Raw genomic sequence first — 16,778 nt, 5'->3', positions numbered from 1 at the left:
GGAGATGCGGGCCTTAATGCGAACTGAATCGCAGGTGTCCACCGACATTGCGATGAACCCCGGAGTGCTTGGCCGTTTCTAAACGTTGACGGCACCCGCAGCCTGTTGGGAAACGCGAGTCGGGATCTTGAGCAGGACCACCACGAGCATGGAGAGGCCGGCCAGGGTCGCGGCCGCGGTTATCACCGCGGTGCTCAGGGTTCCCGAGGTGGCAAGTGCCCCGACTCCGATGGCCGTGACTGCTTGGAAAAAGTAGGCAACGAGGTAGAGCAGGGACAGTGTTGCCCCTCGGTGATGGGCGGGTGCGACGCTGTTGATAAGGCCCAGCCCGCCGGTGAAGGCCAGCGAATAGGCGCTGCCACCCATCAGGCACCAGCTCAGAAACAGGGCGCTTGATCCAAACGTGCTGGCGCCAACCATGAGGGCCAGGCTGACGACCGTCAGCGCGGCCCCTGCCCACACCTGGGTACGGGCCGGAACCCGCACCGCCAGCAGGGCGGTAAGGCAGATCGCCACGGACGAGCTTGCCAGGAGCGAACCGACGATCGCCCGGTTGTCCGTCTGGGCGAACTGGGCGATCATGTGCGCTCCAAGGGAAAGGAAGATCGCGCCCATGGAGTAGGCAAGAGCCACCGACAAGGTGGCGATCAGGAAACTCATCCGGATTCCGTGCGGAACCTTGGGTGACTGGGGGTGCCAGCGCTGGCGAACCTCGGGCCGGTCGCCCGGGGTCATGAGCAGGGCTGCCGTCGCTGCGATAGCCAGTACGAGCAGGACAAGGTAGCTCAACGTCAAGGGCAGTGGCACATATTGTGCCATCAGCCCACTGACGAAGAGGGCCAGGGTGAGCCCCGTCGCTGTCGCAACTGTCGCCGTCGTACTGGCGAAGCGGGGGCTGATTCTGGGATTGTTCTCAATCAGCGACACTGTTGCCGCTCCCATGGCCAGGCCGGAACCCATGCCCTGCAGTGCCCTGCCGGCAAACAGGAAGCCGACGTTGGGTGCGAAGGCGAACAGCAGTGTGGAGAGCGCGATGAGCGTGACTCCGCCGATCATGACCAAACGCCGCCCGTAGAGGTCGGAGAGGTTGCCGAAGAGCGGCAACACCACAATGAGTGCCAGGGGATAGGTGGCGAAGACGCTGGTCATCACAATCGGGGCAAGATCCCATTTTTCGGCGTAGCTGGGGTACAGCGTGCTCGGGGCTCCGGAGGACCAAAGCACCAGGGCGAGCACGGATGCGGCGGCCAGGAATGCGCCGCGTTTTCCCAGTTGTCCCCGCTTGAGCGCCTGCAGCTGATGTTCGCTGGGGGCGGCGCATAGACGGGTCATTGGCCGGGGCCCGGGTGGATGATCAGGCAGGTGCTCGAGGCGGTGGCCAAAACCCTGCCGTCACTGTCGCGGATATCGGCCTCGGCGAAGGCGGCCGTCCTGCCGCGGCGGGTGACCCAGCCGTGGGCGGTGACGGTTCCCGTTTCCGCGGTGATGGGCCGGAGAAAGGACACCTTGATCTCCAGGCTCGTGTAGCCGACTCCTGCCTGAAGCGTGCTGTGCACGGCACACCCGCAGGCCGAATCAAGGACGGTGGCAAAAAATCCGCCGTGAATCGACCCGATCGGGTTGTAGTGCGATTCATCCGGTTGCGCTGTCATCACCACATCCCCCTCTGCGACTGAAACGAATTCCAGCCCGATATGGCTGCTAATGGGTGGCGGCGGAACGGTCCCGTCAACGAGTGCGCGCAACTGTTCGAGCCCAGTCCGCTCAAATAGCCTTTTCTTGTCCGGTTCCGGGCTTTGGTAGTGAATGATGCGCGAACGGTTCGTCGACACCTCGGGCTGTGGAGTCACGGGCAATCCTTCGGTTTCTCGAAACAGGGAGTGTGTGCCAAGGCGACAAGAGTCATCCACCTGGCCCGACGGGCTGGATCAACCATACCGAGGCTAAATTGGTTATGGCAACCCAGCTGTAACAATTCGGATTGCGTGACTGGTGTGCGAAATGCAGTCGATGAACTGATGCGGCGGCTGGGCCAACATTGCTGCTGGATTGGTTGTGCAGATTCAAGCTACGGTTGGAACATGCCTCGTAAGTCAGCAACTCTCATGAACGCACTCGACAGCCAGTGCGGTATCGCCAGATCACTTGGCGTCCTCAGTGATTCCTGGAACTTTCTCCTGCTCCGCGAGGCACTCTTCGGGAAACGCACCTTCGCGCAGTTCCGGGACGCCTTGGGCATCGCCAGTGACGTACTCAGTACCCGGCTAAACACACTCGTGGAACACGGCGTCTTGGAAAAGGTGCCTTATCAAGAACAGGGCCAACGGACGCGCGATGCCTACGAGCTGACCGCGGCCGGCAATGAACTAAAGCTGGTGCTCGTGGCCATGCAGCAGTGGGGAGAAGCGAATGTTCCTCATGAGCGAGGGGTGAGCATGCTTCCCGTGACTCGGGCCAGCCAAGAACGCGTGCGAGCGGTCCTTGTCGATGCCAGCGGCGTGAACGTGCCGCACGAGGACGTGGATTTTGTTCGCGTCGGCGACTCAGCTGAGGCACAAGCTGCGGCACCGTACTGATCGCCGTTCGAACCCGGCGCCCCGGCCCTCGAGTTGAGATCGGCCAGCTCGACGGCATGTGCGTGGCAGGTGGTGGCGGATTAATCGTAGCCAAGTCCGGACCCGTCAACAGTGTCTTCCTTAAATTGGTCAGACGCCGTTATCGATTCGGCGCTTCTGACGCATTACATCGGACGACGTGCCCCGGCCGCCGAACATCAACCCTGGTGCGGACCCAGACTCTCCCGCAATCATCGACGGTTTGATTCACTGAAGCTGTTGGATCAGCTTGTGAGCTCGCTCCCGCGCATCTTTGAGCATCGCGGCGTCAGGCTTGGCCATCAACTCAACAACTTGCTCCTCGTCCTGGGTTTCGAAATAGTTGGCTCCACGAGTGATGTAAGTCTTCGAAGTCCGCATTGCCCGGTGAAGGTGCCAGCCGATATATCGGAGGGAAGGAGAAGAACCAGTAGGCGGCGCCAAGTCGTCCAACGACGTTGTTGCGCCGATATCTGGTAGAGATTTCGTGTTCTCAGCCAATTTCGCCGTTCGGCGGCACCTCTGGAGTTCTTGTTCCAAAAGCCTGCAGCACCTCCGTGTTGTCCGGCGCCTCATGTGTCTTCTGGACGTAGTGCTTGCTCGTGATCTGTTCACTGGAATGCCCGAGCTGTGCGGTTGCGGCGGCCATGCCCTGGGTGTTGGCCAGGATCGTCCCGACGGACTTCCGAAAGGTGTGTGGCGTGACCCACTCGAAGCCCACGGCCTTCCTGGCCTCTCGCCATTGTTTGCGAAACCCGTTGGGGTCGCGAATGGTCAAGGTACTGGAGGGGAACACCAACTCAAGAACATTCTGGCGGAGCGGATCGGCCTGCCGCCGACGCAGCATCTCCACAGCAAAGAGCGGCAGGAAGTAGCGTTGCCGTGAGTTGGCGCTCTTGGGGTGGTCCTGGATCCTGAGTCCGTTCTTGCCCCGAACGTCGATGATGGTCCCGCGAACGGTGACAGTTGGCTTCTCGGCGGCAAGGTCGACGTCGGACCACCGAATGGCCAGTGCCTCGCCGATCCTGACGCCGGTGGCCAACATGACGTCCAGGACGTCGAGGATGTCTTTTTCGTGGAGTCCATTCTGGCGTCCTGTTGGCTGCGGCCACCGGTAGACGTCGTGTCGAAGTTTGGCCACCTCGTCAATGGTCAGAGCCCTAACTTCCTTGCTGTCAGTAGGGATTCGGGCGACCTCCCGGAGCGGGTTGGCTGGGGCGGCGCCATGGCGTGTCGCCAGGGACAACATGCCGGAGAGCAGCGTTTTGGACATCTTGGCCGTTGCATTGCCATGTTTGGTGCGCACACCCTTGAGGAACTTGTCCAAGGTGGAGACGTTGGCTTCTCGAATGGTCAGGTTGCCAACGCCGGGCAGGATGTATGTGTCAATGATTTCCCTGTAGCGTCGGCGGGTATTGGCCGCCCGTCCGAGGTCTTCGAATTCCAGCCACCAGAACTTGGCGAGTTCACCCATGACCATGTCGGGGCTGATGACATCGTTGGTAGTCGGGAGCATTGCATTGAGCTTGGTCAGGAGGCCAGTTTCTGCTTGTGCCCCGGTTGGCCCGGTCATTTGGTACATGCGGGGCTTCCCGTCGTAGCCGCGCATGGTCGCCCGGGCCCTCCAAGTGGTTGGGCCAAGCTTTCGGCGGGTTACTTTCCCCTACGTCCCGAGCGGAGTTTTTGCTCTAGACAAGGGGGTCTTCCGTGGTGGCGAGCCACGCGTTGAAATCCGTGAGGCTAATGCGAAGGTGGCGCCCGATCCTGTGAGCCCTCGGTCCCGCGTGCTTGACGCGCCACTGATAGAAGGTCTGCTCGGGAATCTGCAACTCATGGCAGATCTCCTTGGGCGTCATCCACTCGTCGACGAAACCGGGACTGTCGTTTCATGGCTCGCCCTCGGTGTCCTAGTCGCCAACTTCGTGCCGCTCTAGGCGCTGTATTGGCGGTGCGACGATGGCGGCCGGGTTGCCGTTGTGCAGGCGAATTCCTTGTCCTCCAAAGACATCCTGCCCCGTGAGTACGGCGATCGGAGGGCCAATATTTCGCAGCGACGGACTCAAACCACCAGGGTCTGAAAAAACCGCGGATTTCCGCCGATTTCCCGCCCGCAGATTGAAAAACGTGACGTCGAATGAAGTCGGATTAGGCCCCGAAAATGTCAAAAACGTGACCAACTTTTCGTTCAATTACGTGAGTAGAACGTGATTTGGCCCCTCGACGCACCCGGCCCAAACTGTAAAACCGCAGGTCAGAGCCACATTTGGTGCCCCGGGCGGGACTCGAACCGGCGGCCAAGAGAATCTCAGGACTGTCATGCCAATCGTTGCCATTCAACGACAAAAACCGCCAATTTCCGGGGGAGTGCGGGACAATAGGGCCCTTTGGTATGCCAAGGATTGGCATGGGTATTCGTTGAAAAACGTGAGTAAAACGTGACGAGCACCTGCAGCGAAGCGCGGGTGCTGCTGTTTGATGACCGTTTGCAGGTCCATCGGCACGGCTGGTGGCATGTCACCAGTTGTGAAAGGACGGCCGTCGTGTGTCAACGGTTCGCGTTGTTCAGGGCGTGGTTTCGGTCCCGCCTGACGTGCGGCCAAGACCGGCGTCAAAAATTCTGATTGGTGATTTTTTGGAGGGGGATTGGAGCGTCATTTGCCATGATTTGGGGATCGTCTGCCTCCAGAAGGCCGACTCCGTCAGCCCAAATTGGGATCAATTCTGAAAGCCAAATTGCGAACGGCTAGTAGGTCGCGGAATACCCTCGGGGATTGCCAGGGAGAGAATGGGCGACGAACGCGCCGGGAGCGTCTTGGTTGGTGACAGGCGTTAAAAGCTGAGGGCCCCGCAGCTCCTGGCTACGGGACCCTCAGTAATCCATAACAGGGAACCTGCCCCTGTCTTCAACTACAGTTTACTACTGTGAACAGGCGCGAACAAATAAGTGTTGAGGCGATCCTGCTGCGGCGGCTGAGTCGGCCGAGGTTGGCGCCGTACCTCGACACGGCTGGGAGCCTGCAGGGTGCTGTGCGGCTCTACCGGTGGAACGTTGAACTTTCTGGGGCCGTATACGAGGCGCTGCACATTTTTGAGGTCGTCTTGCGCAACGCTATGGACGAGCAATTGTGCGTTTGGAACGCCGGTCAGGTTGACCCGACCACGGGGGAGTCGCATTCCAGCGATTGGCTCCTGGATCCTTCAATCTTGCTGGAGCGCGTCGTTGGCCGGGACCTGCCAGAAGCGAAGAATCGCGCCGGTCATTCAACCAGGGCCCGGCCCAAGGATCAGCGTGATCCGTTGCACGCTGACATTCTTGCCGCTTTGTCCATGGGGACCTGGCGATTCCTTCTCCCAGGACGCAATGACCTGGGCAAGCAACTGCTCTGGGATGAAGCCCTTCACCATGCTTTTCCGCATCTTCGGCGACCGGTCCACGAACTTGAACGGGCGGTCGACGGTGTCTACCGCCTAAGGAACAGGGTGGCGCATTTAGAACCACTCATCAATAGCAGCATCGCTGCACAGCTGGCCAACATGAGGACCGTCATCGGCGCTATCGACCAGGACCTGCTGTCCTGGTTCGCATCCGTGGAGAAAATCGGCGCTACCCTGAAGGCACGTCCGAAACCTTGACGGCAGAGCCACCGTGGCTGAATCAACGTCCACCACCTCCGGTTTTCAGCCCGGTCATGTTCGTCAACGACAACAAGCAAGATGGTCTGGCCTGTCGCGGACATGTCAGGACCTCGTGGAACTTGAATTTATTGGTAGATGCTCTTGGGCAGCGACGGAGTCAACGCTGATTGAAGATGTGGAGGGAGGCACAGGATGGCAACATCTACCGAAGAGATGTTGGCGAAGCACCCCTTTGGCCAGATTGCCGTGGAGGAGCATAAGAAGCGCATGTTCGTTGAGGTTCGGGGCTGCCTTCTGCGAGAACAGAAACATCACCTCGGACACGAAGGAATGACTTTCTCGAGACGGTGACGATAGCAGGACACTGTAGATCGGGACCAGTTCGCACCGCCACCCACTCCCCTGAAATCGAAGTTGAGATGTGTCCCGTATACCCTCCCGTCACCGGGCTTATTCTCGGGCGGGGTATACGGGACACCCATCGAGCGGCAATATCAAAAGGGCAGGTCAGCAGGCGGTTGTCTCACTGAGGGACCGGCTTACGAGACTGCGGTTGAGAAGGCCCCGAATTGCCTTCCGTCTCACGGCATCAGATCAGTCCATTGGTTCGCGACTTCCGCGACTATTGCTGAACCGGAGGACGGTTCCGGTAGTCGGCGCGGAGTTGTTCCCAGCGTGGCCGCCATTCGATGGGCGTTGCGCCGGACAAGCCCGCCACAAGTTGATCGACTTGTGCGTGCCATCCAGCAACGTAGACTGTCAGGTCGTCTGTGGGGAGTCCTCGCTCCTCGATCGTCAGTTGGCTACCATTTCCTGTGGCTGCGAGCACGGCGGACACAACTGTCGGCGGTTCCGTTTCGTCGACGAAGGTGGCACGGATAACTCGAGGTGGTTCACACAAGTCGACTCTGATAATGCCGCTCCATCCCGTGCTGAGTGACGCGTCGTACATCGCTGCATCGTCATCTTTTGGCTGGATTTGCCCGAACCATCGCGCGAGGCGCTCAGGAGCAGTAATCGCCTCCCACAAATCGTCGAGCGACGTGGAACATTCGGTGGTGACGGTCACAATACCCACACCATCCTCCACGCGAGTAGAGCCGGTCACGGGCATAGAAATCATGATGCTTCCTTCGATTCGATGTGACGAGTGCTGACGCTGTCCCGTTTCCCCCGCGCAATTTCTGTGTGCAGAGCACCTAACCGCTGAGCCCACTGCTCACTACGTGCCCGAAGCCACTCATCAAGAGTGGTCAACTGCGCAGGATCCAAGCTGTAGATGCGGAATTGCGCGTCAGTATCAACCGTCACCAGTCCGGCAGTACGCAGCACCCGCAAATGCCGGGAAACTCCGGGCCTGGCGATAGGCAACAGGTCAGCGAGTTCTGTCACCGACGCGGGTCCTTCACTCAGGCGCTCAACGATGCGACGTCGATTCTTGTCACTTAGTGCATGAAAAACCTGATCCATTCATCGAATGTACCAAAGTAGTTACGTATCCACAAGGATACATGCATTGTGGAATCCACGTCTGTTAGGCATCCCGGATTCCCCGGTGTCCGTCAGCCCTTCGAGGTCGACGAAGTGATGGTGCGCTTGTGTGCGGTGCGAGAATCGGGTGGTGGTGGAGCCGTGAAGCCATGGTGAGATTGTTCGGGTGTCATCTACCGACCTGACAGGAACAGTGATCGCACCGGCTGCCTCCCTGTTGCGGAAGCTCGGGGCCAAAGCGTCCTCACGCTTTCCTGCCCTCGAACTAACTTATCTCGGTCGGCACTGAAAACCCTTGGACAAGCGTCCGTACTCCGATCCCCTGAGGACAACCCAATAGATCTTGGAGCCACTGTTGCTTGAGGCGAGCCACCCAGCCGATAGTTGACCGGCTTACGGGCAAGTGCGAGGGCTCTTTGGACCGAACAGCGTCCTCGGGTACTTGTCCACTGGTCCTGGGCCGTCGCCAACACGGGCTCGGTGTCATTGTTTCCTCGCCCTGCCCCCCCCGCGGTTCCCTCGTCTGCACCCCACGCCACGAAAAAGCCCGTGGCCTGGCGTGCCGGGGGCACCCAGTGAAGGGAAGGCATCGGAGAATTGATCACGGCGTAGCGCTTGAACGAGCGTCCGGAATGGAAAGGATGACTGATGGATCCAACGGCTCAGAAACCAGGACTCCCACCGGGAGACTGGTCTGCGGATCCCTACGGGTCCGGAATCTCCAAATGGGGAGACAGCGCCGGGGAAGCCGAAGGGGATACCGGCACCCAGAGTCCGCTGGCCGCACGGTTCCCCGGACTACGGCTTCCCCGGCCTATGCTCGGAGCCCACGTGTCCGTGTACACCCCTTACATCTGGATGCTCCTTGCCGTGCCTGTCCTGGCTGCCCGCGGCGACGTCGTGCGCATGGTAGCGGCGATCCTCCACGCCGGCTCGGTCACACCGGCCACTGTGGTTCTTTTCTCTGCCGTGATCTCCTTTGGTGCCACTGGTCTTCTGGGCTACCTGGACTGGCGGAAGCTGCGCGGCGTCGGGGTCGTACGGCCTTTCCGTTGGATCTGGGCCTTCCTGCCCACGGTCTATGTCATCGGCCGGACAACCGCCATCAGGAAAGTCGCCCCGCGCAGGGGCCTGGCACCGGTATGGGTGCTCATCGCCTCATTCCTCCTGATCGCGTTGTACCTCAACCATGTCATCTAGACACGCTCTCCCACTCCGCGCGCGGCTGCGGCAGCAGCCGCAATCGATAGGGTCGGTGTACCGTCAGGAACAAGTCCCCGCGGCGCTGGACATCACGTACCAGAGTCTTCGCCGCACCCAGGGGAGATTCAGCGACTTGTTTGAGGAGAGATGACAGCAGTGGGAATCACCCCAGGCGCCTTAGTCGCAGTCTTTGTCACCCTGTTCGTGGTCTTTGTCGCGCTGTACGTCGTCCGCCGAAGGAAGTGACCGCTCGACGGCCAAGCCCCTCAGCCCGCGTACACAACCTCACGGGGAAGAACAGCTAAGGAAGCTGACTATCCGGAAATTCACTACCGACAGTTTGACCGCGATGGCGGGGTCAAACTGTCGTGGTCGAGATCGCTGCGAACTCGTTCCCTTTCTCGGCTCGATGGAGCGTCGAGTGCCCGGTAAAGGATCCCTTGTGGGGCTGACCTTCACTGATGGTTCACGTCTCAGATCTAACGGGGCTTTGCCCCTTTAGTTCTTAAAGCAGCTCAAGCGGTTCCCTGCTGCAGAATGCGGATGGGGTTGCCGAAGGGGTCTCGAAGGCCCATGTCGGTACCGTAGAAGTGCTCGGTGGGCTCCTGGGTGAAATCGGTGACGCCACGCTCGCGGAGAGTGTCGTACAACGCGCACGCGTCGTCGGTGATGAAGACGAGGCCACTCAGAGCACCCTTGGTGATCAACTCGCGTATTTGGTCTGCCGTCTTTTCGTCGTGTAGCGGCGGACCGGGCTGCTCCAGTGAGATTTCGGTAGCTCCCTCGCCAGGGACGCGAACGGTGAGCCAGCGATAGTCGCCCTGCTGCACGTCATTGCCCTTCTCAAGTCCGAGCTTGTTGACGTAGAAGTCGAGCGCCTCGTCCTTGTCCAGGACGTAGATGGAAGCGACATTCAGTGCGGTTATCATGTTGTTCTCCGGCTCCGTTCTCGTGATATTCCTCGATCTTATGCAGCTCTCCCCTGGGGTGGCTTATCCAAACGTGCTCTACTGTGTCCGGCGTCCAGCGCTGCTCCGAGGTCGCATGGCAGCAAGTTGGACACAGTGGGGCGCCACGATCGGGCCATGCCCCTCCCGATATGCGCTCGGCGTCTGCCCGACGATCTCCCGGAACGTTCGGCTAAATGTCCCGAGGCTGCTGAAGCCTACGTCGAAGCAGATGTCGGTCACGGTGCGGCCACTCTCTCGCAGCAGAAACATCGAACGCTCGACCCGGCGTCGCTGCAAGTAGCGATGGGGCGACTCCCCGAAGACGGCGCGGAAGCAGCGACTGAAGTGGGCAGGCGAAATGTGGGCCACTGCCGCCACTGCGCGCACGTCGAGCGGCTCGGCGTAGGCGCGGTCCATTGCGTCGCGGGCACGCAACAGGCGCCGGTTGAGGTCTTCGGCTTCGCGGCTCACCCTCCAAGGCTAGGCGAAACAGTTGCGCTCTTCGCAGGTCACAAGCATGAAAGACTGCACACCACCCCATGACCTTGGTGCGCACGATCAGGGATGCGCAAACGGGACGGCCTGTGTCCGACTGTCCCAGTCACCGTTCCCCGCTGGAACTGCCATAGCGTGACTTTTCAGCACCAGCGCGCGCATGATTCCACGGGTCGTTCTCCGACCGGCTTACTGGCTAGCTCACGAGGCGCTGCCGACTTGTCCGGCAGCCCTGACATTGACTGATGCCTTGGCATTTTGTCTTAGGCAAGCGATGAATAATTGTGTTACATCAGTAACTAAATGTTACAGTTAATTCATGACAGTCCTCACTGACCTCAATGACGCCCACCTGGCCGTTCAGTCCGCCAACCTTCACCTTGAGGAGGCCATCCTCCGTGCATACGAACACCGGGTGAAGGTCACGGAGATCGCGCAAGCAGCCGGGCTCTCGCGCATGCAAGTGCATCGCATCATCAATGTTCGCGGGGCGACACTCCGCCTCTCTCCGCCTGATCGCAACGGCGTCTACACCGATAGCGCCGGACGTATGGAAACGACGAAACCCAAATGGCTCGTCGCGAGCAATGGCTCAGGGGCGGTTCGCGGATGGTATTTCCTTAAGGGCGACGCTGCAAACGCGACGGAGGAAGGGCAGTACTATCGCCAGGTGACCCATTCAGAACGGGGCTGGGAGTGAACCCTCAAATACGGATTCAGCCCCCCTGAGGGACGGTCACTCCACCGCCCCTCAGCGTACGATTTTTTCCGTTTTCTGCGGCGACCCCCATGCGCCCTAGCCAATGCCCCACATTTCGCGTCGGCGCCTTCTGAATAGGAATCTGAAACCTAGCCAGAAGTTTCTCTGGCAAGTCCGACCCCGAGCGCACGTCGTCGGGCAGATCGACCTCCGCAAAGCTAATGTCTCCCCTCCCGTAGCTGGTGTTTGAGTAGTAACGGAAGAAGAAGACGCAGAAGTGCAGGGGCACCGCCTATGGGTGGGCACCACCTCTGAGGGGGAAGCCGCTGTAGGCCGGATAGCTATCTGGGCTTCAGCCGTGGAGGACAACCTTGTGGAATTGTGTGTGTCACTGATTAACCACCTCGACCCTGAAGTCGGCTATGCCGTGATTGCAAACATGAGCGCGTCATCAATGATCCTCCTTGCGAGGAAACTGGCGATTGACTCAGATGCGGTCAGAGACGAGGGCAGGGCGGAAGTCCAGGCAATGCTCGCGGAAGCAAAAGCAGCCCTAGAGCAACGCAACAAGATCCTCCACGCGAGCGTGGGAGAACTAATGTTTGGGGGCAAAACGGTCTTCCGCCACCGGAGAAAAAAGGGGTCCGGAGCGCCCGGGCCGCAGCCGCGTTGGGAGACCACCTTGCGTGGATTGGACGAGCTTGACGAGATCGGCGCACGTCTTTTCAGTGTGTCGGAAGACCTGTGGGGATACGTCAACCTGCCAGCGGAATAATTTCTGACCGTCTTCCCGCTGGACCCTGAGCCAGCGCTCGATTAGCCCTAGCTTTGCATGCGCATTCAGCTAAACCGCGCAAGTCTGTTCCGTTACTACTCAGACTCCGCCTTCTGATTGGCGCCAACTGGAGCAAACCGTCCCGTTCACGGTTCCGCATACGGGCGTGGCGATACGGCCCGGTCCCCTGATGCTTTGTGTCGGTTGATGCTAGACCTTCATGACGGGCCCGAACGTGGTACTCGCTAGGCTGGCAAGTATGAATCCGATCCATAGTGTGCCAACTGCTTCGAGCAATAATGCTGTTCTGCACAATGATGTCCGCCCTACTTGGTCGGCGGAGGTGATTTCGTGGCTGCTGGGTTCACCCTCTCACGATCAACAGCTGGCAGTGCTGGATCTAGGAGCTGGCACAGGCCTAGGAACCCGGACCATCGCAACTCTCGGACATGACGTCACCGCTGTCGATACGTCGGAAGACATGCTGTCCGTGCTCCGAACGGTCCGTGAGGAGCTTCCATCCGGAGTCGCTGCTCGCATCAGTACTGCCAACGGCTCGGCGGAACACATCCCTTTGGGAAACCAGAGTGTCGACGCCATTGTTTGTCTCCAGGCATGGCATTGGGTAGACCCCGAACCGGCAATAGCTGAATGCGATCGTGTGATGACGCCAAATGGCATTATGGGTATGGCATGGCACACTTGGGACCGCACCAGCGAGTGGGTGGAAGAACTCGCTGCAATCGCCGAGCCGGACGGAACCCCCGCTGACCAAACCCGAAGCGTGCCCGGAGGGTTTGCCGGACGAGGCACGTTTGTACGCAAGGATTTCCCTGTCAATTACGAGCTGTCTGTCGACCAGCTCGTCCAACTGGCCAGTTCTTGGGCTTTCGTTTCACAGAGAGCCGACCAACGCGCCATCTTGTCGAAAATCCGTCGCTTTGGAGAACAATCCCAGGCGATTGACACCGGGCTTGTTGGATTCCCTCACATAACGGCCGCCTTCCGCCTACAACGACCAGACGAATATGTCGTGGGATAGGTGGAGCAACTTAGCACCATGAAGTCCCAACTAACGCCGAAAATGTCCCGCAGGAGGTTCCTCTTACGGGACGAGTTGGGAGCCTGGCCGGCCGGAAGAAAGTCGGGCTGGAATGGGTAGGCCGGCTTCGTTCGCTGAGCCGCAGATTCAAAGCACTATTGCCGAACTACGTGAGCCTGGGGATCGGAGCTGCTGCGCCGGGCTGCTTGTAGTTTCAGGGAGAGGTCTTGGCTGGCCGGCGGTGTTCAATGCCGAGTGTCGGACGATCGGAGGGCCAAATTTTGGCAGCCACAGCCCAGAATCGTTCGGGCCCGGAGAATCCGCGGAATTCCGGGGATTCTCCACCCTCAGGTTGAAAACCGTGACGACAAACGGGATCTGATTAGGCCCTATTTACGCCAAAATCGTGACCAACCTTTCGTCCAAAAACGTGAGTAGAACATGATTTGGCACCTCAGCGCACCCAGCGAAACCAGTATAACCGCAGGTCAGAGGCCCTTTTTGTGCCCCGGACTGGAATCGAACCAGCGACCAAGAGAAACTCAGGACACTGGTTTCAGCGGTTGTCATCCACCGCCAAAAACCGTGTATCCCGGGGGAGTGCGGCAAGCTTGGCCGCCTTTGACATGCCAAGGATTGCCTTGGGTTTTGGTTGAAAAACGTGAGTAAAACGTGAGCAGGGCTGCAATCGAGCCACAGACCTGCCCTTCCATTCATCGTTCGCAGGTTCATTGGTCATGGGATCGAAATATCTATGGCTTTTTCGGACTGTCAATGTGTTGGTCGATTGGGCCGGGACGGATGCGGATTGTCAGGCGAGATCGGAGGCTCTGGGGCTCGATTTGAGAACAGCAATGGAGTCTGAATGGGCACCGACCGTTCGGAGTCTCGCTGGGGGTGGCCCTTCAGGGCTGGCTACTCCAGATTGCGTGTTGTCTTCCGGATCTCCCAGGTCACGGTTGATGGGGCCGGGAACGGGAGGGGAGGCAACTGAGGAGCACGCCTGCCCGATCGAACGTACGACAGGATACCCGCCTATGACGTCAGTGCCATGAGGTGCCCGCGATGTTGGCGATTCCCAGGGCATCGCCGGGCTTGCGATGGTTGCTGGGATTCAACCGCATGAGCCGACTAGAAACCGATCACGGGTGTGGCCCTAAAGGCGTTGAGGGCCCTATCTACGACAACTTGGGCTTCGCTTCCAGAATCAAGGATTGTATTCCGGGCCGATTCGGCATCGACCAAGACGGCCGTAACGGCGAGGTCGTCTGGAGCCTCGGTCGTCAATAGGGCGTCCACCTGAGCTGAAAAGGCGTTATCACCTGACTTAGCGTGAACGTCCATTGCCACTACGTGGTTGCTGGAAACGAAGTTGCTGCTCCCTTTCGTCAGCCGGATGATGACAGGCGTCGCACCGGTTGGACGGATGCTCTGTGAGTCGATCACCTCGGAGAAGTGGTTGCCGATGACCGAATTGTTGCTACCGCTGATACAGAGAAGTCCATCAAGGTCGGCCAGTCCGTTATCGATTCCCAGAAAAGGAGTCCACGGCTCATGGTCACGGAGGAAATGATTCGAGGCCACGAGGTTCTCCGAACTATTCTCTGCCAGCACCACCATCCCGGGGTAGAACGAGTGCAGGCGGTTATTGGTGATGCTTGAACGCGTGACGCCGTTGAGATAGACACTGCTCGCCCCGCGGGGGAAGACGTTGTTCGCGGTGACTAGGAGCCCCCCGTGATTCTCGGCGTAAATCGAGTGACCCTTGAATCCAGCCCCGATCAAGTTGTCGGTGATCTTTGATGCCTGTCCCCATCCACGCAACTCAATACAGCTTCCGCATTCGGCGATGAAGTTGTCGTGAACGGAAAGCGCGTCCGCGTTGTAGATGGTCAGGGCGTGCTCGAGATAGACGAATCCCATGCCGGTAACGCGGAAGGAGTCATTGGCGCTTGCTACATGGATCCCAGTCTTGCCGTTGACGTAGGTGTTTTCTGGATGCAATTCCGAGCCATCGGTGTTGAAGTGCAACCCGTCGATGCAGAAGTTGGAGAACTCGACCGAACTGATCCGCGGGCTCCCGCTCCGCTCAATGTAGAAGGCTGCGCCCTTCGGCTCCTCTTGGCCTTGGCCGAGGGGAATGTCGACGAGAATGCGACTGCCTCCGGGCCATAACTCATGCAGGTCAGGCCATTCGTCTTCGGGAACGTTGAACCGGATGCTCGAGGACGTAAAGCCGTGTCCCGAGCCCTGGATCGTGAGGAAGCTGATGTCGATCACCACCGGCGTACGAAGGCGGTAGTCTCCGGGCGGAAGGTAGATCACCGCGCCTGGCTTTCCGCCGTCGCTCCCATCGGTGGCCGTCTGGCGCTTCTTGATGTCAGCGATGATGCTGTTGATGACTTCACCGACGTCCTCGGACGGATTGCCGACAGGCCACGCGGTCACGTCGTAGTAGTTGTTGCTTGACATAGGTTTTCCCTTTGTGTCGTGGTTTTTCAGTCCCAGTCGTCCGCGGGATCGGGGAACCGGACAGGGCCCCCTTACGTGCCTGGTGTGTTATGGAGTGGGGCGGAATCCGTAACTGGTGGAGTTCGCCAGCAGCTGTGCCTCGGTTCCGCTGTCGAAGACGTGCGAGTTGGTGGTCCCGACGTCGAGCACCACCGTGTGGACCGAGAGGTTGGAGATGATGTGGTTGGTGCCGATGAGGTTCTGATCGCCGCTCTTGATGCGGAAGATCGCCGCGGTTCCGCCGGCTGGTTTGACCTGTTCGGGTGGGATGATCAGGGTGACATGGTTGGCGGTGATGGTGTTCCCGTCGCCGTTGACCTGCACGACCCCAAAATCGTCGTCGAGGCCGTTGCCGATGCCGATGAAGGGGCCGTACGACTCGACCTGGCGCTCGAACATGTTGGAACTGATCAGGTTCTCCTTGCAGTCGCCTTCGAGTGTGATGCTTCCGGGGTAGAAGGACTGGAGGCGGTTCGCGGAGATGTTGGAGCGGAACGAGTTCTTGAGGTGAACGGAGTCGATTCCTCGCGGGAAGATGTTGTTGCCGGTGATCAGCAGGCCGTTGCTGTTCTCCGCGAAGATCGTGAAACCGACCGGCCCGGCGCCGAGATGGTTCTCTGAAATTTTCGACGCTTGGCTGCCACCGATGATCATGACGCACGTTCCGCACTCGGCGAGGAAGTTACCGGAGACGTCCAGGGCATCCGGGCCCTGGACGAGCAGTGCGTGCTCAAGGTAGACCATTCCCATTCCGCGGATTCGTGCGGAGTCGTTGTCTGTTGCGAAGCTGATTCCGACCTTGCCGTTTCGGTAGGAGTTTTCGTTGCTGCCAAATGAGACACCGTCGAGGCAGAAGTTCTCGAAGGCGACTGCGCTCAGGCGTGGATTTCCCTGGCGGGAGACGATGAAGGCTTCGGCGTTGCCGTCGGTGTTCTCGACTTTGATGTGGCTGCCGCCGGGGTTGATTTCATGCCATCCGGTCGTATCCGAGTTGTAGCGAATCGAAAGTGAAGTGAATCCATGTCCGGATCCCCGGATGGTCAGGAAGCTTACATCGACGATGACGCGGGTCTTCAGTGAGTACGTGCCCGGCGGGATATAGATGACGGCGCCAGGCTTGTCTGACTGGTTCGTCTGTCGTTTCTTGATGTCGGCGATGATGCTGTTGATCACGGCGCCGATGTCGTCTTGGGGGTGGATTGGTTTCCCAGGGGTCTTCCAATCGGTGACGTCGTACACGTTGGGTTCCATCTGTTTCTCTCTCGCTGGTTTGAAAATTGGCGGTTACAGGAGGCCGACAGGGACTCGGCGCTGGGGTGTGGGCTGTTTCGTTGGGCGCGGTGGCGTTGTTTCGGCCATCGCCGGTTTGGCGTTTAGAAAG

16 protein-coding genes are annotated in these 16,778 nt (G+C 59.4%); 6 read left to right on the top strand and 10 right to left on the bottom strand.

Features of this window, described 5'->3' with window-relative positions; all coding sequences use genetic code 11:
- Positions 1-78: 78 nt before the first annotated feature.
- Together DMB86_RS12805 and DMB86_RS21345 are read right to left on the bottom strand one after the other, a co-directional pair.
- The gene (locus DMB86_RS12805) at positions 79-1,332 is read right to left on the bottom strand and encodes an MFS transporter (protein ID WP_227878355.1); all 1,254 of its coding nucleotides are present in this window, start codon (positions 1,330-1,332) and stop codon (positions 79-81) included.
- Entirely contained in the window at positions 1,329-1,652 is a 324-nt protein-coding gene (locus DMB86_RS21345; protein WP_236783333.1) for a PaaI family thioesterase, read from the bottom strand. Before DMB86_RS21345 ends, DMB86_RS12805 begins: the two co-directional genes overlap by 4 nt.
- Positions 1,653-2,105: 453 nt before the next feature.
- Here DMB86_RS21345 and DMB86_RS12795 point away from each other — a divergent pair, with 453 nt between their 5' ends.
- Positions 2,106-2,576, top strand: coding sequence for a winged helix-turn-helix transcriptional regulator (locus DMB86_RS12795; RefSeq protein ID WP_113718150.1), 471 nt, complete (start codon positions 2,106-2,108; stop codon positions 2,574-2,576).
- A 511-nt stretch (positions 2,577-3,087) separates the two neighbouring features.
- Here the strand turns inward: DMB86_RS12795 and DMB86_RS12790 are convergent.
- Positions 3,088-4,110 carry a tyrosine-type recombinase/integrase gene (locus DMB86_RS12790; protein ID WP_171814482.1) on the bottom strand — a complete coding sequence of 341 codons (1,023 nt, stop codon included), beginning with the start codon at positions 4,108-4,110 and terminating at the stop codon, positions 3,088-3,090.
- 172 nt (positions 4,111-4,282) lie between these two features.
- Positions 4,283-4,450 carry a helix-turn-helix domain-containing protein gene (locus DMB86_RS12785; RefSeq protein WP_113718148.1) on the bottom strand — a complete coding sequence of 56 codons (168 nt, stop codon included), beginning with the start codon at positions 4,448-4,450 and terminating at the stop codon, positions 4,283-4,285.
- Positions 4,451-5,516: 1,066 nt separating this feature from the next.
- On the opposite strand from DMB86_RS12785, the gene DMB86_RS12780 reads away from it, so the two are divergent.
- Positions 5,517-6,227: a hypothetical protein gene (locus DMB86_RS12780; protein WP_113718147.1), complete on the top strand. Its 711-nt coding sequence runs from the start codon at positions 5,517-5,519 to the stop codon at positions 6,225-6,227.
- Between the two features lie 625 nt (positions 6,228-6,852).
- On the opposite strand, the gene DMB86_RS12775 is transcribed toward DMB86_RS12780, so the two are convergent.
- Positions 6,853-7,353, bottom strand: a complete 501-nt coding sequence (locus tag DMB86_RS12775; RefSeq protein WP_113718146.1) for an SRPBCC domain-containing protein — start codon at positions 7,351-7,353, stop codon at positions 6,853-6,855.
- Positions 7,350-7,700, bottom strand: a complete 351-nt coding sequence (locus DMB86_RS12770) for an ArsR/SmtB family transcription factor (RefSeq protein WP_113718145.1) — start codon at positions 7,698-7,700, stop codon at positions 7,350-7,352. The genes DMB86_RS12775 and DMB86_RS12770 overlap by 4 nt, the downstream gene beginning before the upstream one ends.
- Before the next feature lie 852 nt (positions 7,701-8,552).
- Here DMB86_RS12770 and DMB86_RS12765 point away from each other — a divergent pair.
- Positions 8,553-8,921 carry a hypothetical protein gene (locus tag DMB86_RS12765; protein WP_129545529.1) on the top strand — a complete coding sequence of 123 codons (369 nt, stop codon included), beginning with the start codon at positions 8,553-8,555 and terminating at the stop codon, positions 8,919-8,921.
- Positions 8,922-9,439: 518 nt separating this feature from the next.
- On the opposite strand, the gene DMB86_RS12760 is transcribed toward DMB86_RS12765, so the two are convergent.
- Positions 9,440-9,853, bottom strand: coding sequence for a VOC family protein (locus DMB86_RS12760; protein ID WP_113718143.1), 414 nt, complete (start codon positions 9,851-9,853; stop codon positions 9,440-9,442).
- Positions 9,854-9,931: 78 nt separating this feature from the next.
- Positions 9,932-10,291: a helix-turn-helix transcriptional regulator gene (locus DMB86_RS12755; protein ID WP_227878752.1), complete on the bottom strand. Its 360-nt coding sequence runs from the start codon at positions 10,289-10,291 to the stop codon at positions 9,932-9,934.
- A gap of 397 nt (positions 10,292-10,688) precedes the next feature.
- Here DMB86_RS12755 and DMB86_RS12750 point away from each other — a divergent pair, with 397 nt between their 5' ends.
- The 3 genes from DMB86_RS12750 to DMB86_RS12740 all read left to right on the top strand — a co-directional run bounded on the left by DMB86_RS12750 (position 10,689) and on the right by DMB86_RS12740 (position 12,886).
- On the top strand, positions 10,689-11,069 hold the full coding sequence (locus DMB86_RS12750) for a helix-turn-helix domain-containing protein (RefSeq protein WP_113718141.1): 381 nt from the start codon (positions 10,689-10,691) through the stop codon (positions 11,067-11,069).
- Positions 11,070-11,427: 358 nt separating this feature from the next.
- Positions 11,428-11,844: a hypothetical protein gene (locus tag DMB86_RS12745; protein ID WP_129545528.1), complete on the top strand. Its 417-nt coding sequence runs from the start codon at positions 11,428-11,430 to the stop codon at positions 11,842-11,844.
- Positions 11,845-12,103: 259 nt separating this feature from the next.
- The gene (locus DMB86_RS12740; protein ID WP_171814481.1) at positions 12,104-12,886 is read left to right on the top strand and encodes a class I SAM-dependent methyltransferase; all 783 of its coding nucleotides are present in this window, start codon (positions 12,104-12,106) and stop codon (positions 12,884-12,886) included.
- 1,131 nt (positions 12,887-14,017) lie between these two features.
- Here DMB86_RS12740 and DMB86_RS12735 read toward each other — a convergent pair.
- Entirely contained in the window at positions 14,018-15,358 is a 1,341-nt protein-coding gene (locus DMB86_RS12735) for a NosD domain-containing protein (RefSeq protein WP_113718138.1), read from the bottom strand.
- A gap of 87 nt (positions 15,359-15,445) precedes the next feature.
- The gene (locus tag DMB86_RS12730) at positions 15,446-16,648 is read right to left on the bottom strand and encodes a NosD domain-containing protein (protein ID WP_113718137.1); all 1,203 of its coding nucleotides are present in this window, start codon (positions 16,646-16,648) and stop codon (positions 15,446-15,448) included.
- Positions 16,649-16,778: the final 130 nt, after the last annotated feature.

This window comes from Arthrobacter dokdonellae (assembly GCF_003268655.1).
Classification (GTDB): domain Bacteria; phylum Actinomycetota; class Actinomycetes; order Actinomycetales; family Micrococcaceae; genus Specibacter; species Specibacter dokdonellae.
Note: the sequence above shows the minus strand (reverse complement) of the source record. Positions and strands in the feature narration are given on the sequence as shown.